The sequence below is a fragment of the Flavobacterium sp. N1736 genome (assembly GCF_025947065.1).
Lineage (GTDB): Bacteria > Bacteroidota > Bacteroidia > Flavobacteriales > Flavobacteriaceae > Flavobacterium.
This window is the reverse complement of sequence record NZ_CP109994.1, coordinates 1706675-1730650: the sequence shown is the minus strand read 5'-3', so window position 1 is coordinate 1730650 and position 23976 is coordinate 1706675. Positions and strand designations below refer to the sequence as shown.

Here is a 23976-nt window from a genome sequence, read left to right as displayed (position 1 = left end):
TTTCTCCTCCGTCGAAATGACAATATTGCGGGGCTAAAAAAACTTTAAACAGATTTCTTAATCCCCATTTCAAGTCCTCTCAATTCAGCCAGACCACGTAAACGCCCAATCGCTGAATAGCCGGGATTTGTTTTTTTATTTAAATCGTCCAGCATTTGGTGCCCGTGATCCGGACGCATTGGCAGCGAACTGTTATTTCTTTTTTCGACTTCAAGAATCGCTTTTACAACTTCGTACATATCAACATCGCCTTCAAGATGATTGGCTTCATAAAAACTGCCTTCTTCATCTCTTTGCGTACTTCTTAGGTGAATAAAATTCATTTTATCGCCGTTTCGTCTCACAATTCCGGGTAAATCATTATCGGCACGAACGCCGTAAGAACCCGTACACATCGTAAATCCGTTTGATTTTGAAGGAGCAGCATTCATCAATTCGATTAAATCTTCCTCTGTACTTACCACTCTTGGCAAACCAAGAATCGGGTAGGGCGGATCGTCAGGATGAATCGCCATCAAAACGCCTTTACTTTCTGCAACCGGAATAATTTCCTTTAAAAAGAAAAATAAATTTTCCTTCAAAGCCTGTCTGTCAATATGATTGTATGCACTTAAAGTTACCAGAAAATCTTCTACAGAATATGCTTCTTCGGCACCCGGAAGTCCCGCCAAAATATTTTGCTGTAGTTTGATTTTATCAGCAGCTGTCATGGCTTCAAAGTATTTTGTTGCTTTTTCGATTTGTGCCGGAGAATATTCTTTTTCAGCACCCGGTCTTTTCAAAATAAACAATTCAAAAGCCGCAAATGCGTTAATATCAAAACGTAAAGCTTTTGAACCATCTGCAACTTCATACGATAAATCAGTTCTTGACCAATCCAGAACCGGCATGAAATTATAGCAAATGCATTTGATACCGCACAAAGCCAGATTTCGAATACTTTCTTTATAATTTTCAATATATTGAAGATAATTTCCCGTTTGTTTTTTAATGTCTTCGTGAACCGGAATACTTTCTACAACCGACCATGTTAAACCCGAAGCGCCTTTTTTAGGATCGCCGTTTTCATGTTCGATTTCGACTTTTCTTTTAATAATTTCTTCAATTTCCCATACTTGCCCGTTCGGAATATGGTGTAATGCGGTAACGATTCCGGTTGCGCCGGTTTGCTTAATATCTTGTAAAGAAACCGGATCGTTTGGGCCGAACCATCTTAACGTTTGTTCCATTTTTGATTTATTTTTGTTATTCCTGCAAGGTTTTCAAAACCTTGTAGGTCTTAATATTTATAAAGATTTAATTTGCAGGTCTTAAAATCATTCCTGCAAGGTTTTGAAAACCTTGCAGGAATCATAACAGAATGTTTAAATACTTGTTGCGGCAAAACCGCCGTCTACTTTTATAATCGTTCCCGTTACAAATTTTGACATGTCGCTGCATAAAAATAAAAGCGCACCATCAATATCTTCCGGAGTTCCAAATCTTCCCATTGGTGTATGTTCGATAATTTTTTCGCCTCTTGGCGTTAATTTTCCTTCCGGAGTAAGCAATAAAGCTCGATTTTGTTCTCCGATAAAAAATCCCGGTGAAATAGCATTTACACGAATTCCTTCGCCATATTTTGAAGCCAGTTCAACCGACATCCATTGTGTGAAATTGTCAATCGCCGCTTTTGAAGCCGAATATCCAACCACTCTCGTCAAAGGTCTTTGTGCCGATGCTGATGAAATATTAATGATAATTCCCTGTTTTTGTTTGGCAAAAAGCTCTGCAAATACCTGAGACGGAAGCATTGTTCCGATAATATTTAAATCAACTACTTTTTGCAAATCTTCAACCTGCAAATCATAAATTGCCTGATCGGGACGTATTGTTGCGCCCGGCATGTTTCCGCCTGCAGCATTTATCAAAATATCAAGGCGACCGTATTTTTCTACAATAAAATCTCTGGCTTTTTCCAGTTCTTCCTTGTTTAAAACATTGGCTTGTATCGCAAATCCTTTTCCGCCGTTACTTTCTATAGAAGTCACAGTGTTATTGGCTTTTTCAATAGATTGAGATACAATTCCAACAATTACGCCCTGTTTTGCCAAAACGTTTGCAAAGTTGCTTCCCAATACGCCGGCGCCACCGGTTATAAGAGCCACTTTTCCTTCAAGATTAAATATTGAATTCATTTTTAAATTTATTTATGAGTATTTTTTTTTAAACAGATAGGAACATAACGATATGATTTAATGTTTTGCCACAGATTAAAAGATTAAAATGATTTAAAAATCTGCTTAATCTGCCAAATCTGCGTGAAAAATAGACAAAAGCCTATGTTTCTATGTGTTTAAATATTTTGAGTTTTTAAATCTTAACTTTAATAACAATTTTTTTAATAATTCCTTCGCCAATCATCGCTGCATGAACATCCTCCGGAAATAAAATGCAAAATTGCCCTTCCTGTAAATCAAAAAAGGTATCCGGTTTATCATGAAAAAAACGAACATCTCTTTCGTCGCTATATTCACCGTTTGGATTCACACATTTTTCTCTGGGTTTCCATGCAAAAGTTTCAGGACCTTTTATCGAATATTGTATGTCAATATTTTGATCGTGACATTCAAAACCTTTAATGCTTTCTTCTTTGGTTGATCCTTCTCCAGAAATCACAATTACTTTTAATCCTTCGGCAATTTCAAACGAACCAACTTCGAGATTATTCAAATCATTTTGACTTAAATAATCAAATGCTTTTTTGAAATTTGAATGTAAGCCGCAATATTTTGAAGCATTACTTAAAATATCTATAATCATTGTTTAAATTTTTTATTTTGTTTTTTTATGCCGAAAATATTCTCGATACATAAAAAAAATATTGTTTTGTATGTAAATTATGTAATTTTGCGTGTACGCACACGGACTTTACAAATGTATATAAAAAGTTAACTAAAACAACTTATCTTTACTAAAAAAAATAAATTTTACGTGCTTAAAAAATTGTTCAAACTTAAAAGGAAACGTCATTATAACAATTAAAAAAATAGCAGAATTAGCCAATGTTTCTCCGGGAACGGTTGACAGAATAATCCATAACCGCGGGCAGGTTACGCAGGATAATGTGGATAAAGTAAATGCTATAATCGAACAATATGGTTATAAGCGAAATATTCTGGCGAGTAATCTGGCATTAAATAAAAAATTTCGTTTTGCTGTTTTCCTGCCCAAATATGAAAATATCGAATATTGGAAAAGTCAAATCATCGGAATAGAAAAAGCAGCTATAGAGTTTAGCAAGTTTGGCATTGTGTTGGATTATTTTTTCTATGATTTTAATGCAGCTTCTTTCAAAAAAGAAATTGATAAGGTTTTAAATTTTGAATGCGACGGACTGTTATTTGCGCCTATTTTTTATGAAGAATCGGTTCAGTTTTTAAAAGATTACGAAAAGAAAGACATTCCGGTTGTTATGATCGATTCGAATATTTCGAGCAATCAAGAGCATGCTTATGTAGGTCAGGATGCTTTTCAAAGTGGTTATCTGGCAGGGAGACTAATCAGTTTTGCCGTAAATAATGAGCGCCAAATACTGATTTTTAAAATCACCAGAGAAATAGAAAGTACATCGGTTTATTTGCAGCGTATTGATGGTTTTTACTCCTTTTTTAAAGATCATAACGAACTTACAAACTTTAAATTTTCAGAAGTTACCATCAAAGATTCCGGAATTGACCAATTATGTCTCGACATGTTTTCAGGAATAAACAGTGTTTTTGTTCCAAATTCAAGAGCGTATATTGTCGCCAGATTTTTAGAACAAAACAATATTAAAGGTGTTCGTATTATTGGTTATGATTTATTAGAAGAAAATATAGAATACTTAAACAAAGGAATAATTGATTTTTTAATCAATCAAAGACCTGAAGAACAAGGTTATATGGCAGTTAATCATTTGTATAAAAAACTGGTTTTACAGGAAACGGTAGAAGACACACATTATATTCCGTTAGAAATTATTTTAAAAGAGAACTATTTTCCTGCCAAGAAATTGTAATGTTTTTTTAAACCCGACAAGTTTTTGCATTCAGTTTGTCATTCTGAGGAACGAAGAATCTCCGCGATAATAATCTATAAAGATTGGCTCACTTTTATCGAGTTACTTACGGAGATCCTTCGTTCCTCAGGATGACAAGATTGTGTATAACCGTTGTAGATTTAGCAAATGAGATTGCTTCGTTCCTCGCAATGACTTTTACTTCTTCACCTTAACAACAAGCGGATTATTCACTTTTTTCGCAAACGAGCTCAAATACGTTTCCCATTCTGCTTTCGTTTGAAACGGGCTTCCTTTTTTCCATCCAAAACCGGCAAAATAAACGGCTTTATTGTCTTTTACCTTTAAATTTCCGTACAAATTACTCAAATCTTTATCGTTTGTAATATAATTATCAAAACTCGTTAAAGTATTTTTTGGAGCAACTAAACCCATTCCAATTTCAGAATCGTCGATTGGTTCCCAATAACTTAGCCAGCCTTCTTTGATATTAGTTCCAATAGTTCCTTTTTTATCGTGAAGCGTTAATCCGGCAGCAATTGTTTTTGTTCCTTTTATATTGATTTCAAAACGAGACAAATAACTTCCGTAATCGAGGCTAATCAGTTTCGATTCCGTTATTTTATTTCCTTTTGCATCCCAATCGGCGTAGGTTAAAATAAAACTTGTTCTGATTGGTCCCGTTGTAATGGTTTTCCAGCTGATGAAATTTTTAGAGAAATAATATTTCCCATCCGCATTTACGGCAATTCCACCAATTCCGCGACTGTCACCAACCTGAAAATTATCTAAACCTTCGCCCGTATCTTTATGATACGATCCGGTTCCAGAAATGGTTTTTTCGTACCATTTATTGATTATCGGATAATCAACTCTTTTTAGCCAGGCGTCAATTCCGCTGGTTAGAGTTCCGCCGGAAATCTTTTTTTCGACCATTTGCTGCGCCACAGGACCGTAAGTTCTAAAAGCAACTTTGTTGTTTTCCCAGGCATAATCATCTGTTCTTTCTGGGACAAATCTCGAATAACAATTTATGTTTTTTGTTGCCGATGTATTTGCAGCCGGAACAATCTCGAAATTTTTTTGAGATGAAGCATTTATTTTTGGCTGAAACAATAAAACATCCATTATTCCGTCGCCGTCGTTATCTACGGTTTGACTTTCTAGAAATAAATTGCTGTTAATTTCTTTCACGGCAAATTCTTCCAGTTTTACTGCATTCGAAAATCCGAGTTCTTTTTTGGTGAGTTCCACAGTCTCAAATTCCCTGTCGACAGCAAGAGAATTGGTAACTGTTATAATTTTATTTTGAGAATAAAGGGCAAAATTCATCGTGAGAATTGCGGTGAGGAAAAGATATTTTTTCAAAGTTTTTGTGGTTTAATTTTTCGTTAGAAAGTGTATTTATGACTTTCTAAAATTACAAATCAAATTTTAGTTACAAATACATTTTAGGTATAAAAATGTACAGAAATTTAATTTACAGAGATTACTTTTTATATTTAATATGTTGTATTGTAATTGTTTAGGACTTATTTGTTACTTTTAATTATCAATTCAAACAGTAGAAAATGAAAAATAAATATGTATTGATTACCGTTCTGCTTCTGTTTTTTGCAAAATCGTTTTCTCAGGAAAAAACAATTAAAAATGCTGATCCCTATATAGAAAAGTTAAAATCTATAAATAATGAATTAGCAGATGCCTTTGTAAATGAGAATATCGATGTTGTCATGAAATATTATGATGACAAAGAACCTACCTGTATGCCGGAGTATCATAAGGCGCTGTATACAAAGCATGGCATACAATATTATTATCAGCAATGGTTTAATAGTGTTGAAATCAAATCGTATAAACGAGCTATTTATGAAGTTCAGCGAATCAAAAATCATTTGGTTGAAATTGGAACTTTTGTAAACAATTTCATGAAACCTAATAATATTTTATTCAATTATGAGGGAAAATATATGAATGTCTGGAGAATTGAAAAAAATGGAAATCTAACATTAATTTCAGAAATCTGGGGCGCTAATACTGCTGTTGATAAGTCTAATTTTTCGTTTATAGAGCAACAGGCCAGCGTTATGCCAAAACTTAGGGTTAGTAAAACCATATCAGATGAAATTGGTAAACGTAATGATCTTATTGCCAAACTTGTAAAGAAAAGACAAGGCGAGAAACATGCCACAGAGTTATTTACAAAAGATGCCATTTATATGACTTATGATACGCCAATGCTGATAGGAATGGATAATATAAAGCCTTATTTTACTGAACACGAAAAACCCAACGATGTATCTATAGATTTTCTGGAAATTAAACCTAGTACAATGATTAACCTCGATAATTTTGTGATAGAATACGGCTATTATTATGTTGAAGTTTCGTGGGATAATAAAAAAGGAAAAGCAACCGTAACCGGAAAAAGCACCAATTTGTGGAAAAGAGATAAAAACGGTGTTTGGATGCTTTATCGTCAAATGGTGAATCATGATTAACACTTTGTAATCTTTTTCTTTGTTTTTATGAAATTTGTTCTAATATTACGGAAAACAGTAAAATGAAGATAAAAGCATTTTATAGGTTTGATGTAATTACAATAGAGCTAATAAAATGAGATATATTCCAAACTTAATTCCAGAAAAATCAAAAGTTTTACCTCACTATTTTATAGAAAACATTATTTTAAAGAAAAAGTCAAATCCTTTTTTGTTTTTTCTAAAGTGGTTTATAGGCATACTTTTTTTATTGTTTGCATTACTATATTTGAAGCATCCCATAATTAGTTTAATATTTGGGTTTATAGGTTTTATAATCTTACCATTTGGACATAATTGGTTAGAGAAGAAATTTCGGTTTAGTTTAACAACAAAAATCAAATCTGTTTTTGTATGTGTTGTTTTATTATTCTTTCTCCCTCTTTTAGGCCATTATAATTCTGTAGATAAGAAAGAGGCGTATTTATTAAAATTAAAATTAGAAAAAGAAGGGAAGGAAAGGGCTGAATTTGAACGTTTCGAAAAAATCAGAAATGATAGTTTAACTTATTACATAACTGCAAGCTCTCAGTTTGCAGATAAACATCAAACAGATAAAGCACTAAAAGAGCTTAAAATAGCTGGTTTATTTTCAAAACTCCCTGCAGATGCAGACAGAATTACACTCGAAGAAAATAAAATTTCAGCAATTAAAACATTTGATCTTGTTAAAGCAGGGAAATACAAACTTGCAATTCCTCAATTGGATACGTTAATTTCAAAAGAAGGAAATAATCCAAATTTATTTTACAACAGAGCATTTTGTTTTAGTAAAACCGGTAAAATTAAAGAAGCAGTTGACGATTGTTTACAAGCAATGCAGCTTGGAGACAAAAAAGCAGACAAATTATATAATAGTATCAATCCAATAAAAAAGCGGGTTGCTTATTATGTTACCCGTTGCTGCGATGGTTCAACATCAGGTTCATCAGGGCGGGGAACTTGTTCGCATCATGGAGGGGTTTGTAATTGGAGGGAACCAGTTTATGAAGAATATAGAAAATACGAATAAATTATGAAACAGAATATTTTTCAAGTTGTACCATTGGTAAATGCAAGTTTCTTTCAGAAATTATTTAAACAATTGCCAATCGAAAATAGTGTTATTGAAGTAAATAATTTGCTTGCTTCATATCAAATAAATGAAATTTCAAAAGAAAATATTTATGAAATAAAACAACGTTATCAAATTAGTCTTGAACAGGAATTCAAACTTAATCTGGAAGAGTTTTATGCTGTATATTTAAATCATTGCCTAAATGATGGCGTTTTAAATGATTTGAATTTTGAAAATTTAAATCATTTAAAATTAATTTTATCACTAAAAAATGATTCGATAGAAAAGCTGACTCATAAAATTGGAGAGATAGTTTACAGAAGATTTTTTGAAAAAGCAATTTCTAATGGAAGACTGATAAAAAGAGAAGAAGACTTTTTAGAAAAAATAGAAAAAGATCTTCAGCTTCCTAAATCACTTATAAATAATATTTCTAATGAAACTAAGCATAATTTTGGTCTAAATTATGTTGAAAATGTTATTAGGAACCTAGAACTTTCACCAGATATAGAGCGGGAAATAAATAATATTGCAGAAAGTTTAAATGTAGATTTGCTTTTTAGCCACGAGATAACAGAACAGTTAAAAAAACTAAAGTTATATTGGAAATTAGAACACTTTCCTTTATCGACAATCACTTCCGATATTGTAATTCAGAAATCAGAACAATGTTATTTCAAAATTGATTCAGCAAAGTGGTACGAAGTAAAAAGTTTACTGCAAAAACCATCGCATTATAATTCAAATATTAGAGAATTAAAATCATTTTATCTAAAATCAATTTCTCAAAAGAGAGATAGTTATACTTATAAATATATCGATTCTGGCAGTTTATATTTGACTAATAAAAGAATTATTTTTACAGGAAGACAGAAAGATATAAATATAAGATTTGAGAAAATTTTAAGATTAAGTCCACAATCAGATGGAGTAGAAATAGATAAGGAAACAATTAAGTCTGCATTTATTCAGTTCTCAGACAAGGCAGATGAATTTTGTTTCATTTTAGATAAATTAATAAGAGAACGAGAATAATAAGTTCAGTTTCTCTTTAAAAAATGTATATCAAACGTTATTGATAAATTAATTATGGAATATAAAAAATGGCTGACCTATTGGAAAAAAAATCTATCAGATTCTTTGAAAAATGATATTGATCTTAGAAATCTAAAGCATTTTGAGATTGATTTTTTCGATATAGAAAGTAAAATGATTGAAGACCTTGATAAAGTGAATCAATTAATTGATATTGAAGAACAAAATGTAAACAAGAAAAGAGGCATTACAGACAGGAAAAGTAAAAATTGGGTTTCTATAAAGGATATACACGTTTTAATTTCTCCGTTTAAAATTAAACCCGCAACTGAAAATCTGGTTTATTTAAAAGATAAAAATCCCAAATTTCCTTTTTGGTATTTTGCAAAATTAGATAGATCAGGCAATTTGGATATTCCGGACGAAACATTTCCGCTTTTTCAGAGGAAATTTTTAGAACCGCTTGCAGATGAACGGACAGAATTTATTTTTGGATCGCTTGAAAATGTTGATAAAGCTACTGCCATCGGAAAAGAAAAATATCATAAGTATTCTGAATATATAGAATACTTGAAAGATGTTTTTAAACTGGCAATTGAACAAGAATTTGATAGTTATACAACTTTTGGTTACGAAACATTCAAAAGTGGAATTGTTCTACTGCCAAATGAAGATATTAACGCTGCGATTGGTATAATACAACTATATGAAAAAATATTAAAGGAAAATCAAATTCCTGAGCTGTTAAAGAACTTTATTACATTAAAAAATGAAAATGTAAAGCGTCCATTAGAAGTATCTCAACTAATGAATTCAAATTTTTTGCATTTAGGACAAATGGGTTACGATTATCCTATTTCTATATCTCAGCGAATAAGTCTATATTCTTTTTTAGAGCAAAATGATAAAGTATTTGCCGTTAATGGTCCACCAGGAACAGGTAAAACCACATTGTTGCAAAGTATAGTGGCAAACAAAATTGTTGATGCAGTTATTAACGGAAATGATGCGCCAATTATTCTGGCCTGTTCAACAAATAATCAAGCCGTAACGAATATTATAGATAGTTTTTCAAAATCAAATACCAGAAAAGGAAATCTTGAGGGAAGATGGCTTCCTGACGTTGATGGATATGCAACTTATTTGTCATCAAAAAGAAAAACAATTGAAGAATTAAACGGAATAAATTATAAAAAAGAAGGAGGCGAAGGAATATTTGACAAATTAGAGAATCACAAGTACCTCAATGAGGCTAAAAAATATTTTACAGAGAAGAGTTCCGTCTATTTAAAAAAGAAAACTTTCAACATTAAAACAGTTACAGCATCTCTAAGAGATGAAATAATTAATATTAAAGCTAGTTTAAAAGAAGCATCGAATCTCTGGAACGAATACTTGAGAATAGAAAGTTTATTTATAAACGAATATATAAATTCTAAAGATCTTCAGGAAAAATATTATCTCAATACACTTTTAAATGAATCCAATTTTCAGTTTGACATTACTAGTTTAAAAGAGTTGGAAATTAAAATAATTTCTTATTTTAATAATGAATCATTCTTTAGAAAGCTGTTTTGTTTTTTCGGAATAAAATCTTCTTTAAATAGTAGGGCATCTGAAGTTAAAATTATATTACGCGATTCATTAATTAAAGAAACTAAAGAGTTTAATTATGTAAAAAATGATATTCTGGAGCAAATAGATAATAAAATTAAATTTGCCAGTTCAATTATTAATGTTGTAGAAAAATGGAAACATTGGAAAACTGAAAATTCAATTGTTGGAAATCCACCAAAAAACGAAGATGAATATTGGGATTTTGAATATTTTAAAATAGAAAATAAAACAGAGCCAAATTGTTTTTATGATGAACTCGATGTTACAATTCGTCATAAAGCCTTTCAACTTGCACTGCATTATTGGGAAGGACAATGGCTTATGAAGTTGGAAACAGATTTAGCAGATCCTAATTTTTTAAAAAAAGGGAATGATGCTGTTAGAAACAGATGGAAGCGACAAGCCATGTTAACACCTTGTTTTGTTAGCACATTTTACATGGCTCCAAAATTCTTTAGTTCATATAAATTTTTAAAAAATCTGAAGATGGAGCAAATCTCTTTGACACTCCACCACTATATAATTTTATAGATTTATTGCTTGTTGATGAAGCCGGACAAGTTACGCCAGAAGTTGGTATTGCCACTTTTGCATTGGCAAAGCAAGTTGTGATTGTTGGAGATGTAAAGCAAATTGAACCAATATGGAACGTGTCAAATAAAGTAGATGTAGGAAATCTTAAAAAATCTGAGATAATAAAAACCTACGATGATGTAATTTATGAGAAAGAATTTGACTCAAAAGGATTTTTATCTTCTACAGGAAGTATTATGAAAATGGCTCAAAATGCATGTAATATAAAATCTGATGATATTGATGAAAAAGGCGTGACATTGTTAGAACACAGACGCTGTTATAATGAAATCATAGAGTATTGCAATGTTTTAGCATATAACGGTAAATTAAAAGCACTTAAAGGAGAAGCTCCAGAGGATTTATTGTTTCCCCCTATGTATTGTATTCATGTAGATGGAGGTTCAACATCCTTAAATTCCAGTAGATACAATCAAAATGAAGTAAATGCTATTGTAAATTGGCTGATTACAAATAAAACAGCAATTGAAACTAAATATGGATATAATGGACTTGATGAGAAAATTGAAAATATAGTGGGTATCATTACACCATTTACCGGTCAGAAAAATATATTAAGAAATGCATTAAAAAATGCCGGTTTTGATGTTAACCTTTTCAAACTAGGAACCGTTCATGCTTTACAAGGGGCAGAAAGATCGATTGTTTTATTTTCGATGGTGTACGGAAAAGGAGATTCGGGAACAATGTTTTTTGACAGAGATAATAAACCTAATATGTTAAATGTTGCAGTTTCAAGGGCAAAGGATAACTTTATTGTTTTTGCAAATACTGAAATATTAGACAAAGAAGCAAAAACACCATCAGGAATATTGGCTAATCATCTAATTTATAATAATTAGTAGAATAATTATGTATATTTAAATATCTAAATTAAAGCATTTTCAGATGAAACAAAGCGCTGGCATATTACTTTACAAATTCATCGATGTAACTATTTATTTTTTATTAGTTCATCCCGGCGGGCCATTTTGGAAAAACAAGGATTTAGAAAGCTGGTCGATTCCAAAAGGCGAATTTACAGATGATGAAGATTCTCTTGGGGCTGCAAAACGTGAGTTTCAGGAAGAAACCGGTTTTGAAATAGAAGGTGACTTTATAAAACTAGAACCTGTAAAACTAAAATCGGGTAAAAAAGTTTTTGCGTGGGCAGTAGATTTTGATATTGATGTTGCTTTGATAAAAAGTAATGAATTCGAAATAGAATGGCCGCCAAAATCCGGAAGTTTCAAGAGTTTTCCTGAAATTGACAGAGCAGAATGGTTTCAAACAGACGAAGCCTTAAAAAAAATAAATCCTGCACAGGCCGATTTTATAATTCAGATTGTGTCAAAAATATCCGGTTCGCTATAATTTCAAGAGCTTTTATAAAATTATTTTGTAATTTACATTCTTATCAAATTTGATAATAAAATGTAAATAAAACCTATGAATACTAAATGTATAATTTTTGATTGCGATGGCGTTCTTGTAGATACTGAAAAAATTGGCAACGGAATTTTGCTTTCCATGGCTGCAGAACACGGTTTCGAAATGAAACTCGAAGATGCGTATCGCGATTTTAACGGACGTAACTTAAAAGAATGTTTTCAGCATATAGAAACTGCGATTGCCAAAAAACTCCCTGATACTTTTGAAAATGAATACCGCGAAAAAAGTTTTGAAGCCTTTAAAACGCAGGTAAAACCAATGGAAGGCGTAATTGAGTTTATAGAAAAACTAGAAATTCCGTATTGCGTCGCTTCTAGCGGTCCGGTTGATAAAATCAGACTGAATCTTGAAGTCGCAGGATTACTGGATAAATTCGAAAATAAAATATTTAGTTCGTACCAAATTAAAAGCTGGAAACCAGAACCGGGAATCTTTTTGCATGCTGCAAAAGAAATGGGCTTTGATGTAAAAGACTGCGTCGTAATCGAAGACAGCAAAGCCGGCGTAATGGCAGGAAAAAGCGGCGGATTTAAAGTTTACGGTTTTGCCAACGGTTACAACAACGAAGACTTAGAAAACGAAGGCGCGATTCTGTTTAATAGTTATGAAGAATTGAGTGGGATTATTTGAGTTTTTGTTTCAGGTTTTTTTGTTTTAAGTTTTTTGTTTCAAGTTTCAGGTTTCAAGTTTGAGGTTTTTTGGTTGTTTTGTCATTCTGAGGAACGAAGAATCCCCGCAAGTAACTCGACAAAGAAAAGCAAACTGTTGGCGAAAATTGTCGCGAAGATTCTTCGTTCCTCAAAATGACAAACTAAACGACGAACTAAATGACAAACTAGACGGATTAACTGCGAATGATGGATTAAAATCCATCCCCACAATATGTTTCGTTCCTCTGGAACACTAATTTAAAATTCCGGAAGAATGATTTATTTTGTAGCAAGAGATTTTAATCCCTTGAAAACGCAAAGGAACCCCAATATTTGTCATTCCTCAAAATGACAGAATTGCGACAAACCCGACAGGTTTTTAAAACCTGTCGGGTTTATTGTTATAATTATCTAATTTTCAAATTCCCTAATTATCTAATTATTTTCTCATTATCAAATTATCTAATTTAAATGTAATTTGTTACAATAAAATAAATTTTTATATATTTGATTATAGATATTCGTTTTTTATAGTCCTGAAAATTATCAAATTATAATTTTATCAAGCCAAATAAAGCGATTTGTTTTACCTGAAAATAGCATTCCCAAACTGTTATTTTTAGTATTGCGATTTCTTGTTAAACCGCGAAATAACCTACAGACAGAAACAAAATGACGAAATGTATCAGTAGAATTTTAGTTTTATCGCTCTTTTTTTTGCCCCATCTTATTAGTGCCCAAATTAAAAAAATCGGGGTTCCGTTTATCACTAATTATAATCCGAAAACATATAAGGCCGCTTCAGAAAACTGGGACGTGTTGCAGGATTCTAAGGGAATGATGTTTTTTGCCAATCATTTCGGAATCATGCAGTTTGATGGCGTGCGGTGGAATATTGTGACGCAGCCCGAAAACAAAAGCATGGTTCGGTCGCTTGCCATCGATAAAAATGATAAAATTTATGTGGGCGCGCAGTGCGATTTTGGTTATGCGGTTCAGTTACCAAACGGACAATATAAATATACTTCTTTAGTAAAATTACTGCCGCTTTCGGCTAGAAATTTTGGCGATGTTTTGCACACTGTAGTTTTAAATAACGAAGTGATTTTTTTCTCGAATGAGAAGATATTTGTTTATAAAAACAACAAAATCAAAGTAATACAATCGAATTCTAATTTTGATGAATTTTTTAATGTCAAAAGCGGAATTTACATTCTGGATAATGCAAAAGGTTTATTGCAATTAAAAAATGATGTTTTAACGCCTGTTCAAAACGGACAAAAGTTTGCAGGAATGAAGATTCGGAAAGCTTTTGAAACTAAAAATGGTTTGATGCTTCTGACACAAAAAAACGGACTTTTTATTTATAAAAATGATGAGATTAAGCCTTTTGTAACCGAAGCCGATTATCTGCTGAAACAAAATCAAATTACGACAGCAATTTTATTTTCTGATGGATATTTAGGGATCGGAACGCGCCAAACCGGCTTGATAGTTATAGATAGTATTGGAAATCTGATTCAGCATATCAACAAACAAATGGGTTTGCAAAACGAATATGTAACGAATCTTAAAACAGATAAAGAAGGCAATTTGTGGGTAACTTTAAAAGAAGGCATTTCGCTGATTCAGATTTCTTCGCCTTTATCGAGAATATTGGATACCTCAAATTCTGAAACTAAAATATATTGCAGTCAGATTTATCAGAATAAATTATATATCGCTACAGATAATGGTTTATTTTGGATGGATTGGGAGGCTTATAAAAACGGAAAACGAGAAAATGCGCACTTTCAGCATATTTCAGGAATGACTGAAAATGTGTGGAATGTGGGTGTTTTTGGGAAATCGCTTTTGGCTTTTGAGAAAAACGGAATCTACGAAATAAAAGGAAACTCAGCTCAATTATTAGCAAAAATAGATGGCGCGTGGCAAGGAATAAATATTCCAAACCATCCTGATTTATTGTTGGTTGGCGGTTATAACGGAATGCATTTGCTAAAAAGAATAAATGATTCCTGGGCTTATCAGCATAAAATTAAAGGTTTTGAGGAAAGCAGCAGAATATTGGTAACAGATAACGACGATATTTGGCTTGCGCACGGTTATAAAGGAATTTATAAAATAAGATTCAATAAAACATTTGATGCCGTTTCAAATCTTCAGTTTTATAATAAAGACAGCGGTTTTCCGTCGAGTTTGTTTTTGAATACCTTCAAAATAAACAATGAAATTCTTTTTGGAACTACAAAAGGCGTTTACAAACAAGATCAAACTTCGAAAAAAATGATTCCCGAAGCAGTTTTTAAAAAATACCTCGGACTGGAAAATCACATTCGTTTGCTTAAAGCCGATAATCAAAACAATATCTGGTACGTTTCAGGAGAAAACACCGGAAAAATGACGCGACAGGCAAACGGAAATTTTACTGTCGAAGAATTACCTTTTAGAAAACTGCGCTATTTATATGTTCCGGGTTTCGAAAATATTCAAACCACGACAAGCGGAGATGTATTTTTTGGCACACAAGACGGTTTGATTCATTATAATGTAACAAAAAATAAAAGTTACCAATCTAAATATAAAGCTGTTATTTCTGAAGTAAAATGTATTTTGCCAAAAGACAGTTTGTTGTTTTCCAGCCGATATGATGTACTTCCGACTACTATAAAATTAGATAAAGAGGAACTTTTTCCGGTTTTATCGTATGCTAATAATGCACTGCATTTTTCGTTTGCTTCACTTTGTTATGACGAAGCCGATGCTACAAAATACGAATATTGGCTCGAAGGTTTTGAAGAAAAATGGTCAGATTGGGGTTTGCAAACTGAAAAAGAATATACCAATTTGCCTGGAAACGAATATATTTTTCACGTAAGGGCAAAAAATATTTATGATGTAGTAAGTCAGGAAGCTGTTTTTAAATTTGAGATTTCACCGCCGTGGTACAAAACGAGCTGGGCTTATATTTTGTATTTATTGCTTTTTGGTGTTTTGATTTACGCGATTATCAAATATCAAAAAAATCTTGCTGAACGCGATCGCGAGCAGTTAATCCTTAATCAGGAAAAAGAGCTGTTGCGTAATCGTGCTGAATTAAACGAGCAGAAATTGGCATTAGAACAGGAAAATATGACAATTATGCGGGAAAATCTCGAAGCCACTATTAATCTTAAAAACGCAAAAGTAGCTTCGAATACCGTCAATCTTATTCATTTAAATGAAATTTTGCTTTCTATAAAAGAACTTATCGGGCAAATAGATAAAAAGAATGATACCAATGTAAACTTTAGTTTATTGACCAAAATAAACCGAATAATCGATCATGAATTGCAGGGAGATCAGCATTGGAACGAGTTTGAAGAAATCTTCAATCAGCTTCATGATAATTTTATGCAGCGTTTAAAAACAAGTTTTCCGGAACTGACTCCGCGAGATATGCGTTTGTGTGCTTATTTGCGAATGAATTTTAATACTAAAGAAATTGCGCCGCTTTTAGGAATTTCAGTAAGAGGTGTTGAAGACACGAGATATCGTATTCGCAAGAAATTGCAGCTTCCGTCAGATGCGAATATTACGGAGTTTATTTTGAATTTTTAAGTTTCACTCGTTTTTGTCATCCTGACGGAGGAAGGATCACACTAGAAACTCCTCAAACAAAATCGCCAATCTTTGTCGAGTTTCTGGTGCGATTTCTCCTCCGTCGAAAGGACAAACCAGACGCAAGCAAAATGAGAAAATCTGCTCACCCGAGCGATAGCGAACAGGCGAAGCAATCTGCCAAATCTGCGAGAATTAAAAATCTTTTTAATCAATTAATCTGTAGCTAATATTTTTCACGCAGATTTTATAAAAATTTAAGCAGATGTACGCAAATGATTGTATAAAATTCACATTCAATCTCTTTAAAACCCTATAAACAGCGGGGTTTTATCATCAGTAAAATCCTAAGTAGTTTTACGCATTTTGAAAGCTGTTTATTACATTTTTTTATAAACACCGTAGTCAAACCGTACCCCAAAATTAACATCTTGGGTAGTTTATTTGTTAATATTGTCATCTTATTAATACAATATCGTTCTGTTTTTCTTAAAATAGAAGATTTGTTGTGTTAATACGCTTTACTAACAAAAAACTAAAAAAAATGAAACAAAAAGACTTTTCTTTCGGCCGACCACCGAGAAGTAATTACTATTTTTTAAAGAGGTGTATTATCCTAATTCTACTTTTATTATCTCCTTTATTAAAACTTCATGCTCAATGCAACACTTTAATTTGGTCTGATGAATTTAACGGAACAACGGTAGATGCAACAAAATGGCAGAGTGTTTCCGGAAACGGCTGTCCTTCGCTTTGCGGTTTTGGAAATGCAGAGGCGCAGCGTTATGATCCTAATCAGGCGACAATTGTAAAGGAAGGAACGAATAGTTATCTAAATATTCAGGCGAAATATGAGCCAAATGCATCATTTCCGCAACAGCCTTATGCATCGGCAAAATTAACGACTGAAGGGAAATACGCCATTAAGTACGGAAGAATCGAAGCGCGCATGAAGTTATCTAACGGAATGGGTGCGTGGCCTGCTTTTTGGATGCTGCCTGCAGGAACTTCAAACTGGCCGTTTACGGGTGAAATCGATATTATGGAAGCCAAACACAGAAATCCAAAATCTGTAGACGGAACAATTCATTATGACGGCGGCGGTTATCATTATACAGGCAGAAGTTATACGTCGCCAACAGATTTATCTTCAGAATTTCACGTTTATGCGGTAGAATGGGGACCAAATATTATCAAATGGTTTATTGACGGTAATTTATTTCACACAGCGACGCCACAAACGACCGTAAATGGCGGATGGCCGTTTAACGATCAGCAGTTTTATATTATTTTAAATCTTGCGGTTGGTAGTTTAGGAACGCCTTATACAAGTGTAAACGGAGCGGGAGTTGAGCCAATTCCGGCTGATTTTCCGGCAAAATTGCAGGTTGATTATGTTCGTGTTTACAGCGGAAGTTTTACTTATGGTGTTCTTGGCGATGCAAAAGTCTATAACAATGAATCCAACAAAACATATTCTATAAACGCTATTGCCGGAGCCACTTATAACTGGACAGTTCCTGCTGGCGCAACAATTACTTCGGGACAAGGAACCAATACGATTACGGTTAACTGGGGAACTTCGGGAGGAGATGTTTCCGTTGCTACAACAGTTTCCGGCTGTACTGCAAATACCTATAAACTGGCTGTAGTTACAGAACCGGCTTTACCGGTAGAAAAAATTCACGAAGATTTTCAGTCAAATCGCAATATAGTTTATGGTTTGAAAACGGGAGTTTTAACAGAAGCAACAGCAAATCCATCGGCGACGGGAGTAAATACGTCTGCTTTGGTGGGGAAATATGTTCGTAATGCATCTGAATTATATGATGTTTTGAATATCAAAAATGTAACAATCAGCAACGCTAACGATTATGTGTACGGAAGAAAAAGGATTTCTTTTGATATTTATACTTCGGCGCCTGTTGGAACAAAAATCTCCATGCAGTTAGAAAATAGTCTGGTAACAACGGCTACTAATTTTCCGTCAGGAAGACACAGCGGTTACAAAGCAACAACAACGGTGCAAAACAAATGGGAAACGATTGAGTTTGAATTCGAAAAAGTAATCGATCCCAATACAAGTGCTTTGACAATCAATAATGTAGTTTTTCTTTTTGAATCAAATTCAAATTCAGGAGCGACGTATTATTTTGATAATTTATTGACAAAAGCAGCGCCGGAAAAGCCAATTATTGCTACGGATGTTTTGCAAAACTACGACGGAATCAATAAAATTATCAAAGGAACTACAACCGGAACTTATTCTGTGGTTGCAAATCCGGGAACAAATTCGGTTAATAATTCTGCAAATGTGGCGAAGTATGTTCGAAATGTAACAGAGCAATACGATGTGTTATTTTTTAACACACAAAGTACAATTGAAGATGCGGGTTTATTAAAAAATCAGACGAATAAAATCATGATTGATGTGTATACTTCGGCGCCAATTGGTACGGTTGTAAGTTTGAATTTAGAGAATAGTGCCACGTCGCTTCCTGCGAATTTTCCAACGGGAAGAAACAGTAATTATGTAGCGATTACAACGAAACAAAATCAATGGGAAACGCTGACTTTCTATTATAATTCAAGTCCTGACGAAGGAACTTCAAATCTGGCAATCAACCAAATGGTTATATTGGCAAATTCAGGTTCTTACACCAGCGATACGTATTATTTTGATAATATCAGAATTGGTTCGACAAAATTGCCGGATACTTTTACGCCGGGCATTGTGTACGAAGATTATCAAACGGTTCACAATATCACATTTAGAGACGCCATTGGAACTTATACACCAAACACTGCAAATCCAAGTACGACGGGAATCAATACATCTTCAAACGTTGGAAAATATATTAGAAAATCAACTGAATTGTATGATAATTTTTCATTCAATACGACTTTAACCAATATTGGAGAATTCAAATCTGGCACTAAAAAGTTTGCAATGGATGTTTATACTTCGGCTCCGGTTGGATCTATAATTTCCTGGCAAGCAGAAAGCAGTGCATCAATTCCGTCAAATTATCCGGCGGGAAGACACAGTATTTATCAAGGTGTTGTAAAACAAACCAATACGTGGCATACGGTTACTTTTACGTATGCAAGTGCTCCTGACGCTTCAACTTTAGACAGCGAAGTAAATCGTTTTGTATTCTTGTTTGAACCGGGAACGAGTTCCGGAAACACGTATTATTTTGACAATTTAAGGGCTGTAAATTTAGTTTCTACAGAAAATCCTCCGGCAACTTTACCTGCGCCGTGGGTTAGTACAGATTTAGGTGCTGTAACTCCTGCGGGAGAAGCAACTCACGCCAACGGAACTTTTACCATAAAAGGTTCAGGAAATGATATTTGGGAATCCAGCGATCAATTTCAATTTGTAAATCAGCCTATTACTGGCGATGCCGAAATTATTGCGAAAGTAAATTCATTAACAAATACCAATACATACGCAAAAGCGGGCGTGATGTTTAGAGAAACGCTTACGCCAACTTCTAAACATGCCATGACAGATGTAAGCGCCGCAGCGGGTGTCGAATTTTTAACGAGAGACGCTGTTTCAGGAATTACAACTGCTACGGTAGCGGCCGGAACGGCTCCAAAATGGATTCGTATTGTAAGATCAGGAAATGTGTTTACATCGTATACTTCTGATAATGGTACAACGTGGACACAGCTTGGTGCTCCAAAAACAATTGCAATGGCAAGTAATGTTTATGTTGGAATGGCGGTTACGTCGCATGCAAACGGAACGTTAACAACGGGAGTTTTTAGCGATGTTATTGTTCGAAATATTACTGCAAACCCAAATGTTAATCTGGCTTTGGGCAAAACAGCCACAGCTTCTACAGAAGAAAACGCAACTTATTCTTCGGCGAAAGCCACAGACGGCGATGCCATGGGAACAAGATGGGCGAGTAGTTTTGCCAATGCAAGCGAATGGATTTATGTTGATTTAGGAAGTAATTACAACATTAATCGTGTGGTTTTAAAATGGGAAGCTGCTTTTGCAACGCAATATAAAATACAGGTTTCTACCGATAATGTTTTTACAGAAAATGAAACCGTAAACACGCAAACGGCAAGTGACGGAGGAACAGATGATTTAACGGTAAGCGGATCTGGAAGATATATTAGAATTTTATGTACCACAAAAGCTTTGGCTCCGTACGGATATTCATTATTTGAAATTGAAGCGTATGGATCTGCATCAACGGCTAAAAAAGCCAATGTTGTGGAAGAAACCCAAGCTGTTACGACAGATTTTGTAATGTATCCGAATCCTGCGAGCAATTATATTCAGGTTTCATTACCGGAAAAACTAGACAATAAAGTAATTACGATTTATGATAATGCAGGAACAGCGATACTACAAACAAAAGTAGCGGCTGATGTACAGGAAAGCGTAATTGATATTAGCAGATTGTCGAGAGGAATTTATATTTTGAATTTTAAATCAGATCAAAAAAGCTGGACTAAAAAATTGATTAAGCAATAATTATAATCCGTTGGGTGTAATAGGTTTTAAAAATAATATTTCTGTAATGATCAACTGAAATTTAAATTTAAAAGGATAGCACCAAACAATTACACCTGACGGATGTATTGTTTCTTATTTCAGTAAAAGCTTTTGATTTAACTAATTAAGCAACCCCAAAATAATTTAGATATGAATAAAATTAAACTTAGAATTTCTTTTCTGACAGCACTTTTTCTTGTGCTCTCGAACCTTACGTACGGCCAGGGCGCCATACCTTTTACGATTACAAATAGTTCTACATTTAACGACAGCGAATTGTATGTTGCCATTGTAGGTATCGATTATACAACCGGAAACCACGTTTGGGTAAATGCCAAAACGAGTCAGGTTTTGCCAATGAGTCCGTCTTATAATACGGTTACGGGACCAACAATTGGCGGAAATACCGGACCGGGACAAAACTCAAAATATGCGGCTTGTTTTACCAAGCTGAGCGAGATTCCAAACAAAACTTTTACTTTGCCATTAATTGCGGGATGTAGAGTGTTTATTGCCAAAGGACAGCAATTGTATTTTTACTTTTTTGGTGCAAATGGCGCTCCGTCAGGATATACTTCGCCAAATCCTTTGAATGTAACAGATCCAAATCAGGGAATTTTATATGAAATAATCGAATTGACGAATAACCAATACGGTTTTTTTGGAAATCCTTCGAGAGTCGATTCGTATAAATACCCAATGGGATTGGAGTTATTTGGCGCAAACGGATATCAGAAAAAAGTAGGTGAACTTAAAAAACACGCTGATATTGTGGCTGCATTTAAAGCAAATGTTCCGTCAGAATTTCAAGGTTGTGTCAATGATGCAACGGGCGAAATTACGGCACCGTCAAAAACGCCTGCTTTTGCAGATGGAAGCGGAGGAACTTCTGTAGGACCTCAGGCGAATTATTTGAAATCGTATATTGATGCCATTTGGAACAAATATAAAAATGAAGATTTAATATTCTACGCCGGAGATGCGGGAGTTTTTAAAGGAAGGGTTATTGGCGAACAGCTAGAAATGGTCGGACAATCCGGTGGTTTTGTTGGTCGCACAGGACGCGTTCAAAACCGCCCGACAACTCAGGAAGCTCTTGAAGGAAAAGGTGTTTTGGACAGAAGACTGGTTGACGGGGATTTAGATCTTGTTATTCAGGCGCAATTAACGGCGGCGATTAACAGACATGTTGTCAATACGACAACGCCAAATCCGGGTCAGCAAAACTGGTACGATGCCTCAAAATTCTATCAGGTAAACCCAACGAATCATTATTCTAAATTTTGGCATTTGCCTGGAATAAGCATCGATAATCTGGCTTACGGTTTTGCTTATGATGATGTTGCCGATCAGTCGCCATCGCTTCATACGCCACAGCCAACAAAAGTAATTGCGGTTTTTGGCGGATATGCCGGAACGGTGCCTTCGGTTCCTGCAACTACGGATGTGATTACGGTTTATAAAGATTGTAATTACACGGGATTTTCCGGCGGATTAACAATTGGTGATTATAACTTGGCTCGTTTGAATACTTTAGGCGTTTTAAACGATGATATTTCGTCACTTAAAATTACGCAGGGATTTCAGGCAATTTTATATCAGGATGATAATTTTACGGGAGCTTCAACAGTAATTAATTCTGATAATGCCTGTTTAAATACAACCTGGAATGATAAAGTGACCTCTATCAGAATTCTGGCAAACGGAACGACGACTTTAGGAAATCAGACTTTTTATCTTCAAAACAGAAACAGTAATTTATACATGGATGTCTGGAACGCGAGTGCAGCGAATGGTGCAGCTATAAATCAGGGTGCGCTAAATTCCGGAAACAATCAAAAGTTTACATTCACGCATTTAGGCGACGGTTTGTATAAAATCATTGCAAATCATAGCGGTCAGTCTTTAGATGTAAACAATTTCAATAAGGCAAATGGTGCGCATGTAGAGCAATATCCATACAATGCAACAACAAATCAGCAATTTGTATTGGTTTCTACAGGCGACGGATTTTATAAAATTGTAGCAAGACACAGCGGCAGAATCGTTGAAGTTGCTGGTGCAAGTACAGCTTCAGGAGCTGTTGTACAACAATGGGATAATAATAATCAAACGTGCGGACAATGGAAATTAGTTCCTGTGACAAGTTCTCAAACTTCTGTTTTAATTCAGGCCGAAGATTATTCAGCAATGAGCGGTATTCAGGTTGAAGCCACAACAGATACCGGAGGCGGTTCGAATGTTGGTTATACAGAAACAGGCGACTGGCTGGCGTATAACAGCATTAATTTTCCAACAACAGGTTCGTATTTAATCGAATACAGAGTAGCGAGCGCGGTTGCCGGCGGAAGATTATCTTCTGATTTAAATGGCGGAACTATCGTTTTAGGCAATGTTGATATTCCAAATACAGGCGGATGGCAAAATTGGCAAACAGTTTCTCAATCGGTAAATGTAAATGCGGGAACGTACAATTTTGGAATTTATATTCAAAATACAGGAATGAACATCAACTGGATTAAAATTACGAAAACAGGCGCTGGTTTAGCGGCAAAAACTGTTGCTACAGAAGTTGAAGATGAACCAAATGTTGCCTTTAACGTTTATCCGAGTCCGGCAGAAAACACACTTTATTTTACAACGCCTGTAAGTTCAGAAAACGTGAGTATTGTAGATGCTCAAAGCGGAGCTACGGTTTCTAAACTAAAAGTAAACAATAATAGTGTAGATGTTTCTCACTTGCAAAAAGGAATTTATCTGATTGTTTTAGATAAAGATGGTCAAAGAACGGTAAAACGTTTTCTTAAAAAATAGTTTTAAAAGAGATTTTAGATGTAAGACTTGGATTTTGGATTTCAGCTCAATCTGAAATTTAAGTCTGAAACCTA

The 23976-nt window shown here is 34.2% G+C and carries 15 protein-coding genes; 11 read left to right on the top strand and 4 right to left on the bottom strand.

Annotation, left to right across the window (positions count from 1 at the left end; all coding sequences use genetic code 11):
• Positions 1 to 44 precede the first annotated feature (44 nt).
• The 3 genes from uxuA to OLM54_RS07370 form a co-directional block, all read right to left on the bottom strand.
• Positions 45 to 1229, bottom strand: coding sequence for a mannonate dehydratase (uxuA, locus tag OLM54_RS07380; RefSeq protein WP_264537947.1), 1185 nt, complete (start codon positions 1227 to 1229; stop codon positions 45 to 47).
• A gap of 135 nt (positions 1230 to 1364) precedes the next feature.
• Complete coding sequence (locus OLM54_RS07375; protein ID WP_264537946.1) at positions 1365 to 2177, bottom strand: SDR family oxidoreductase; 813 nt, start codon at positions 2175 to 2177, stop codon at positions 1365 to 1367.
• Between the two features lie 175 nt (positions 2178 to 2352).
• On the bottom strand, positions 2353 to 2802 hold the full coding sequence (locus OLM54_RS07370; RefSeq protein WP_264537945.1) for a YhcH/YjgK/YiaL family protein: 450 nt from the start codon (positions 2800 to 2802) through the stop codon (positions 2353 to 2355).
• A gap of 160 nt (positions 2803 to 2962) precedes the next feature.
• Between OLM54_RS07370 and OLM54_RS07365 the strand changes: the two genes are divergently transcribed.
• Positions 2963 to 4039, top strand: a complete 1077-nt coding sequence (locus OLM54_RS07365; RefSeq protein WP_319802321.1) for a substrate-binding domain-containing protein — start codon at positions 2963 to 2965, stop codon at positions 4037 to 4039.
• Between the two features lie 198 nt (positions 4040 to 4237).
• Here OLM54_RS07365 and OLM54_RS07360 read toward each other — a convergent pair whose 3' ends face one another.
• Complete coding sequence (locus OLM54_RS07360; protein ID WP_264537944.1) at positions 4238 to 5407, bottom strand: DUF4861 domain-containing protein; 1170 nt, start codon at positions 5405 to 5407, stop codon at positions 4238 to 4240.
• A gap of 203 nt (positions 5408 to 5610) precedes the next feature.
• On the opposite strand from OLM54_RS07360, the gene OLM54_RS07355 reads away from it, so the two are divergent.
• From OLM54_RS07355 to OLM54_RS07310, 10 genes are all read left to right on the top strand, one after another.
• A complete protein-coding gene (locus OLM54_RS07355) occupies positions 5611 to 6540 on the top strand; it encodes a nuclear transport factor 2 family protein (protein WP_264537943.1) in 930 nt (309 codons plus the stop codon).
• A 115-nt stretch (positions 6541 to 6655) separates the two neighbouring features.
• A complete protein-coding gene (locus OLM54_RS07350) occupies positions 6656 to 7591 on the top strand; it encodes a tetratricopeptide repeat protein (protein WP_264537942.1) in 936 nt (311 codons plus the stop codon).
• Positions 7592 to 7594: 3 nt separating this feature from the next.
• Entirely contained in the window at positions 7595 to 8671 is a 1077-nt protein-coding gene (locus OLM54_RS07345; protein ID WP_264537941.1) for a hypothetical protein, read from the top strand.
• Positions 8672 to 8725: 54 nt separating this feature from the next.
• Positions 8726 to 10819, top strand: a complete 2094-nt coding sequence (locus OLM54_RS07340; RefSeq protein ID WP_264537940.1) for an AAA domain-containing protein — start codon at positions 8726 to 8728, stop codon at positions 10817 to 10819.
• Between the two features lie 5 nt (positions 10820 to 10824).
• Complete coding sequence (locus OLM54_RS07335; protein ID WP_264537939.1) at positions 10825 to 11724, top strand: DEAD/DEAH box helicase; 900 nt, start codon at positions 10825 to 10827, stop codon at positions 11722 to 11724.
• Positions 11725 to 11770: 46 nt separating this feature from the next.
• The gene (locus OLM54_RS07330; RefSeq protein WP_264537938.1) at positions 11771 to 12235 is read left to right on the top strand and encodes an NUDIX domain-containing protein; all 465 of its coding nucleotides are present in this window, start codon (positions 11771 to 11773) and stop codon (positions 12233 to 12235) included.
• A gap of 75 nt (positions 12236 to 12310) precedes the next feature.
• Complete coding sequence (locus OLM54_RS07325) at positions 12311 to 12943, top strand: HAD family hydrolase (RefSeq protein WP_264537937.1); 633 nt, start codon at positions 12311 to 12313, stop codon at positions 12941 to 12943.
• Between the two features lie 737 nt (positions 12944 to 13680).
• On the top strand, positions 13681 to 16563 hold the full coding sequence (locus OLM54_RS07320) for a triple tyrosine motif-containing protein (RefSeq protein ID WP_264537936.1): 2883 nt from the start codon (positions 13681 to 13683) through the stop codon (positions 16561 to 16563).
• Between the two features lie 544 nt (positions 16564 to 17107).
• A complete protein-coding gene (locus tag OLM54_RS07315) occupies positions 17108 to 21067 on the top strand; it encodes a family 16 glycosylhydrolase (protein WP_264537935.1) in 3960 nt (1319 codons plus the stop codon).
• Positions 21068 to 21238: 171 nt separating this feature from the next.
• Positions 21239 to 23902: a beta-1,3-glucanase family protein gene (locus OLM54_RS07310; RefSeq protein ID WP_264537934.1), complete on the top strand. Its 2664-nt coding sequence runs from the start codon at positions 21239 to 21241 to the stop codon at positions 23900 to 23902.
• Positions 23903 to 23976: the final 74 nt, after the last annotated feature.

What these genes read in the sequence shown, in the direction of transcription:
- OLM54_RS07350 (WP_264537942.1), top strand. Translation starts at nt 6,656, where the DNA reads ATGAGATATATTCCAAACTTAATTCCAGAAAAATCAAAAGTTTTACCT.
- OLM54_RS07370 (WP_264537945.1), bottom strand. Translation starts at nt 2,802, where the DNA reads ATGATTATAGATATTTTAAGTAATGCTTCAAAATATTGCGGCTTACAT.
- OLM54_RS07355 (WP_264537943.1), top strand. Translation starts at nt 5,611, where the DNA reads ATGAAAAATAAATATGTATTGATTACCGTTCTGCTTCTGTTTTTTGCA.
- OLM54_RS07375 (WP_264537946.1), bottom strand. Translation starts at nt 2,177, where the DNA reads ATGAATTCAATATTTAATCTTGAAGGAAAAGTGGCTCTTATAACCGGT.
- OLM54_RS07330 (WP_264537938.1), top strand. Translation starts at nt 11,771, where the DNA reads ATGAAACAAAGCGCTGGCATATTACTTTACAAATTCATCGATGTAACT.
- OLM54_RS07310 (WP_264537934.1), top strand. Translation starts at nt 21,239, where the DNA reads ATGAATAAAATTAAACTTAGAATTTCTTTTCTGACAGCACTTTTTCTT.
- OLM54_RS07325 (WP_264537937.1), top strand. Translation starts at nt 12,311, where the DNA reads ATGAATACTAAATGTATAATTTTTGATTGCGATGGCGTTCTTGTAGAT.
- OLM54_RS07345 (WP_264537941.1), top strand. Translation starts at nt 7,595, where the DNA reads ATGAAACAGAATATTTTTCAAGTTGTACCATTGGTAAATGCAAGTTTC.
- OLM54_RS07340 (WP_264537940.1), top strand. Translation starts at nt 8,726, where the DNA reads ATGGAATATAAAAAATGGCTGACCTATTGGAAAAAAAATCTATCAGAT.
- OLM54_RS07315 (WP_264537935.1), top strand. Translation starts at nt 17,108, where the DNA reads ATGAAACAAAAAGACTTTTCTTTCGGCCGACCACCGAGAAGTAATTAC.
- uxuA (WP_264537947.1), bottom strand. Translation starts at nt 1,229, where the DNA reads ATGGAACAAACGTTAAGATGGTTCGGCCCAAACGATCCGGTTTCTTTA.